We start from the raw sequence: 5,427 nt of genomic DNA on the forward strand, positions 1-5,427 counted from the left end.
GGTCGCGGCGGCGGGGGCGCCGGCCAGCAACGCTTCGCGCCGCTCAACTCCTGGCCGGACAACGGCAACCTCGACAAGGCGCGGCGCCTGCTGTGGCCGATCAAGCAGAAATACGGCCGACGCATCTCCTGGGCCGACCTGATGATTCTCGCCGGCAACGTGGCGCTCGAGACGATGGGCTTCAAGACGTTCGGCTTTGCCGGCGGACGGGCCGACACCTGGGAGCCCGAGCAGAGCATCTACTGGGGCGCCGAGGGCAAGTGGCTGGCCGACGAGCGCTACAGCGGCGAGCGGGACCTCGAGAATCCGCTGGCCGCCGTGCAGATGGGGCTGATCTACGTCAACCCCGAGGGACCGAACGGCAACCCCGACCCGGTCGCTGCGGCCCGAGACATCCGCGAGACGTTCGCGCGCATGGCGATGAACGACGAGGAGACCGTGGCGCTGATCGCCGGCGGCCACACCTTCGGCAAGACGCACGGTGCCGGCGATGCGGCGCTGGTCGGGGCGGAACCCGAGGCGGCCGCCATCGAGGCGCAGGGGCTCGGCTGGATCTCCAGCCACGGGGCCGGCAAGGGCGGCGATACCATTACCAGCGGCCTTGAGGTCACCTGGACCACGACGCCGACCCGGTGGAGCAACAACTTCTTCTGGAACCTGTTCGGCTATGAGTGGGAACTGACCCGCAGCCCGGCCGGCGCCCAGCAGTGGACGCCCAGGCACGGCATGGGTGCCGGCACCGTGCCCGATGCGCACGACGCCCAGAAGCGCACGGCTCCGGCGATGCTCACCACCGACCTCGCCCTCCGCTTCGACCCGGCCTACGAAAAGATATCGCGTCGCTTCTACGAGAATCCCGACCAGTTCGCCGACGCCTTCGCCCGCGCCTGGTACAAGCTGACCCATCGCGACATGGGACCGGTGTCCCGCTATCTCGGTCCGGAAGTGCCGGCCGAGGTGCTGCCCTGGCAGGACCCCATCCCGGCCCTCGACCATGTGCTCGTCGACGAGCTGGACGTGGCGGCGCTCAAGGCGAGGATCCTTGCCACCGGGCTCACGGTGTCGCAACTGGTTTCCGCGGCCTGGGCCTCCGCTTCGACCTTCCGCGGTTCGGACAAGCGCGGCGGCGCCAACGGGGCCCGGGTGCGGCTCGCGCCGCAGAAGGACTGGGACGCCAATCGGCCGGCCGACCTCGCGAGGGTGATCGCGGCGCTCGAGACCATCCAGGGCGAGTTCAACGCGGCCCAGAGCGGTGGCAAGAAGGTCTCGCTCGCCGATCTGATCGTGCTCGCCGGTGCGGCCGCCATCGAGAAGGCGGCGGCCGATGCCGGCACGCCGGTCCGGGTGCCGTTCACGCCCGGCCGCATGGATGCCTCGCAGGCACAGACCGATGTCGCTTCCTTCGCCCCGCTGGAGCCCGCCGCCGACGGTTTCCGCAACTACACGCGCGGCAAGCTGAGGGTGGCGCCCGAGGAGGCGCTGGTCGACAAGGCGCAACTGCTCAACCTGACGGCACCGGAGATGACGGTGCTGCTGGGCGGGCTGCGCGTGTTGGGCGCCGGGGAGCCGGCGCACGGGGTTCTGACCGGCCGTCCGGGCGTTCTCAGCGCGGACTTCTTCGTCAACCTGCTCGACATGGGCACGCAGTGGAAGCCCGCATCGGCCGACCACAGCGTCTACGAGGGGCGCGACCGCAAGTCGGGCGAAGTGAAGTGGACGGCGACGCGAGTCGACCTGATCTTCGGGTCGCACTCGCAGCTGCGTGCCCTGGCGGAGGTCTATGCCCAGGCCGACTCGACCGACAAGTTCCTCTCCGATTTCGTCTCGGCCTGGAACAAGGTGATGAACGCGGACCGGTTCGATCTCGCCTGAGGTCGCCGGATTTTCCATGGTCTTGTGGCGGGCGCTCGCGAGGGCGCCCGCCTGCTTTTGTCGGGCCCTCGGCACTTTGGAATCAATTTGAGGCAAACTGCGCCGCCGCGCTTCAGGCCATGAACGCACCTCGCCCTCCATGGTGCAGCCAGTCGGCAGAAGCCGGAGGGAAGTGATATGTCTGAAATGGAAGAGGGCACCACGAGAGCCTTCTCGACGTTCAGGGTTCTCAACGGAGACTCGAACATCGTGGAACGTGATCAGCTGTTCCGCAACATGGCCCAGCTGTACTCCTATGTGTCGGATCGCTGCGACGACGAGCAGGTTGCGCAGTATGACGAAGTGCTGTGCCAATTGGCCGAGCTGGTGGAGTCGGAAGCCAGGGCGCATGTCGCCAAGCTCCTGGCCCCTCTCGACCGTGCCCCGGGCAACGTCGTGGTCAAGCTGGCCAACGACACTATCGAGGTCGCTCAGCCGCTGCTGGAGTTCTCCAACGTCCTCAGCGACGACGACCTGATCGAGATCATCGCCAACCAGAGCGAGGCTCACCGCGTGGCCATCGCGGGAAGGCCGCTGGTACCGGAGCGGGTCGGCGATGCCATCGTCGAGCACGGCGAGGCCCCATCGGTGCACCGCCTGGTCAGGAACGCCAACGCCGAGCTCGGACAGAACGCCATCGGGCGCCTGGTCGAACGCGCCGCCAGCGACGCCGAAATGGCCGCCGATCTGCGCGGTCGCGGCGACATCGACTGGAAGAGCCTGGGCGGGCAGATCAACCTCGTCGGCGACAAGGTGATGGAAACCATCGCCGCGATCGACCCCAAGATCGACCCGGTCACCGTCGGCAAGGTCTCGGCTGTGGTCTACAACCGGATGCGCAACCGGGCCGGCTTTTCGAGCCAGGACTGGAAGGTCGCCTACAACCAGGTCAAGGCGCTGGCGGATCGCCGGCAACTGGACGAGCGGGCGCTGGTCCGCTTCGCCCGCTTCGGCTATGGCCATCACACCGCCGCGGCACTCACCATGCTGCTCCATGTCGGGCCGGAAGTGTTCGTCAAGTGGCTCGCCATGCAGGATTACGTCGCGATCACCGTCGCACTCAGGGCGCTCGGCATCCAGCCTGACCTCTTCGAGGCGATGATCGCGTCGATGCCCTGGCGCGACCTGCCGACGGCGGCCGACCTCGCCAACGTCCGCCGCCGCTACGAGGCGCTCAGCAAGGACGAGGCCGTCGGCATCTTCGAGCTGTGGCGCACCCACGCCTTCCGTCGGCGGCAGCCCAACGAGGAAGCGGCCGGCGCGGCCTGACGACGCGGCGGCAGCCCTGAAACGAACGCGGCGGCCCGGAGGCCGCCGCCTTGGTGCGTCGGCGCTCGACCTAGGCGCCGGCCTCCTTGAGGCTCTTCGGCAGCAGCAGTTCGACGACGGCGAATGCGAGCACGGCGATCCCCGTCAAGGGAAACGCCAGGCACACCACGAGGCCGATCAGGAGGATGGCGACAGGGGCACGGAAGGTGCGGGCGTAGCGCGGCACGCCCACCTGTCCCTGCGGGCGACGGGCCCACCACATGGTCACGCCGGAGATGCAGATCAGCACGACGGCGAGGCAGAACGCCAGGTTCAGCAGCGTGTTCCACCAGCCGATATTGCCCTGGTGCAGCGCCGTGCGCAGCGCGTTCAAGCCCGGTCCCCTCGGGTGCAGTGATAGCCTACCGGCCGGGGCCGGGTGCTGCGTCAGTTTGTCCGTGGCTGATCGCAGGGCGGCTGAGGATCGGAACCGCGCTTCGAATGTCGCGGGCACTGGACCTCGCTCGTCATCAGACATAAAGATATCTTTATGTGTGACGAGGCGGCATGAGCGAAGCGACGGACCTGGTGGGTGTATTGCGCGCGGCGGGCGAGACCACGCGGCTGCGCCTTCTTGCCCTGCTCGCCGACGGAGAACAATCCGTCAAGGACCTCACCGAGATCCTCGGGCAAAGCCAGCCGCGGGTCTCCCGCCACCTCAAGCTTCTCGCCGATGCCGGCCTCGTCCGCCGCAACGCCGAGGGCGCCTGGGCCTATTACGGGCTGGCAGATGACGGCATCGGGGGCGATCTCGCCCGCTGGCTGGTCGGACGACTCGCCGAGGCCGATCCCGAACGACAGCGCGACCGGCAGCGCCTGGTCTCGGTGCGGGCGGCGCAGCAGGCGCAGGCGGCCGCCTACTTCGCCAAGGTCGCCGACAGCTGGGACCTCCTGCGTTCGCTGCATGTCGCCGAGGAAGCGGTCGAGGCGGCGATCCTCGCCGCGGTGGCGGATCGCTCGGTCGATACGCTGCTCGACCTCGGCACCGGGACCGGCCGCATGCTGGAACTGCTCGCCGGGCACTACCGGCGCGGCATAGGGGTCGATTCGAGCCGCGAGATGATTGCCGTCGCCCGCTCGAAGCTGGCCGCCGCGGGGATCAACCATGCACAGGTGCGGCTGGGCGACATCGCCGATCTCGAGCCGGCGGCCGGCCGGGCCGACCTCATCGTCATTCACCAGGTACTGCACTATTTCGACGATCCGGGGCGCCTGCTGATCCAGGCGCGGCAGGCCCTGAGGCCCGGCGGCGAAATGCTGATCGTCGACTTTGCTCCGCACGAGCTCGAGTTCCTCCGCATCCACCACGCACACCGGCGCCTCGGCCTGTCCGACCCACAGATGGCCGCCTGGGCCCGGGCGGCCGGCCTCAGGGTCTCCGCCGCCTCCTCCTTCCCACCCAGCGACGCCGCCGAAGGCCTGACGGTCTGCGTGTGGCAGCTCACCGACGATCCCGGGGACCACCACTGATGAGCATCGATCGCCCCGACCGGACGAGCCGCCTCAGTGCGGCCGAGCGGCCGAAGTTCCTCGTGTCGTTCGAGTTCTTCCCGCCCAAGACGGACGCGATGGAAGAGCGCTTCTGGGAATCCATCGCCAAGCTGGCTCCCCTGCATCCGCGCTTCGTCTCGGTGACGTACGGGGCGGGTGGCTCGACGCGCGAGAGAACGCTGAGGATGGTGAGCCGCATCAAGTCGGATACCGGCATCGATGCGGCGGCGCACCTGACCTGCGTCGGCGCATCGCGCGACGAGGTGGATGCGGTCGTTCGCGGCTACCAGGCGGCGGGGATCAATCGCATCGTGGCGTTGCGGGGCGATCCGGCGGAAGGAATCGGCCAGCCGTTCACGCCACACCCGGCCGGCTATCGAAATGCCGCCGATCTCGTCGCCGGCATTCGGCGCATCGGGGCTTTCGACATCTCGGTCGCCGCCTATCCGGAGAAGCACCCGCAGAGTTCCGACTGGCGGGCCGACATCGACAACCTCAAGGCCAAGCTCGATGCCGGAGCCACAAGGGCGATCACCCAGATGTTCTTCGACAACGGCGACTATTTCCGTCTCGTCGATCGGGCGGCAGCAGCCGGGATCACCGCGCCGATCGTTCCCGGCATTCAGCCGATCCACTCCTTCCGGCAGATTTCCGGCTTTGCGGCGCGCTGCGGAGCCTCGATTCCGTCCTGGGTGGCGGAGCGCTTCGACGGCCTCG

5 protein-coding genes are annotated in these 5,427 nt (G+C 68.4%); 4 read left to right on the forward strand and 1 reads right to left on the reverse strand.

All coding sequences use genetic code 11. The annotated features are described in order from the left end of the window. Positions 1 to 1,872, forward strand: a 1,872-nt coding sequence (katG, locus tag ACE3TU_RS18465) for a catalase/peroxidase HPI (RefSeq protein ID WP_374626881.1), incomplete at its 5' end; no start/stop codon positions are given. 177 nt (positions 1,873 to 2,049) lie between these two features. Further along, a complete protein-coding gene (locus ACE3TU_RS18470) occupies positions 2,050 to 3,180 on the forward strand; it encodes a DUF2336 domain-containing protein (RefSeq protein WP_374626883.1) in 1,131 nt (376 codons plus the stop codon). Positions 3,181 to 3,250: 70 nt separating this feature from the next. On the opposite strand, the gene ACE3TU_RS18475 is transcribed toward ACE3TU_RS18470, so the two are convergent. Then, a complete protein-coding gene (locus ACE3TU_RS18475) occupies positions 3,251 to 3,697 on the reverse strand; it encodes a PepSY domain-containing protein (RefSeq protein ID WP_374626885.1) in 447 nt (148 codons plus the stop codon). Between the two features lie 29 nt (positions 3,698 to 3,726). On the opposite strand from ACE3TU_RS18475, the gene ACE3TU_RS18480 reads away from it, so the two are divergent. Both ACE3TU_RS18480 and ACE3TU_RS18485 read left to right on the forward strand, forming a co-directional pair. After that, on the forward strand, positions 3,727 to 4,689 hold the full coding sequence (locus ACE3TU_RS18480; RefSeq protein WP_374626887.1) for a metalloregulator ArsR/SmtB family transcription factor: 963 nt from the start codon (positions 3,727 to 3,729) through the stop codon (positions 4,687 to 4,689). Further along, the coding region (locus ACE3TU_RS18485) for a methylenetetrahydrofolate reductase (protein ID WP_374626889.1) at positions 4,689 to 5,427 on the forward strand (739 nt) is incomplete at its 3' end. The genes ACE3TU_RS18480 and ACE3TU_RS18485, both read left to right, overlap by 1 nt.

This window comes from Devosia sp., from assembly GCF_041917035.1.
In the GTDB taxonomy this organism is placed as follows: domain Bacteria; phylum Pseudomonadota; class Alphaproteobacteria; order Rhizobiales; family Devosiaceae; genus Devosia_A.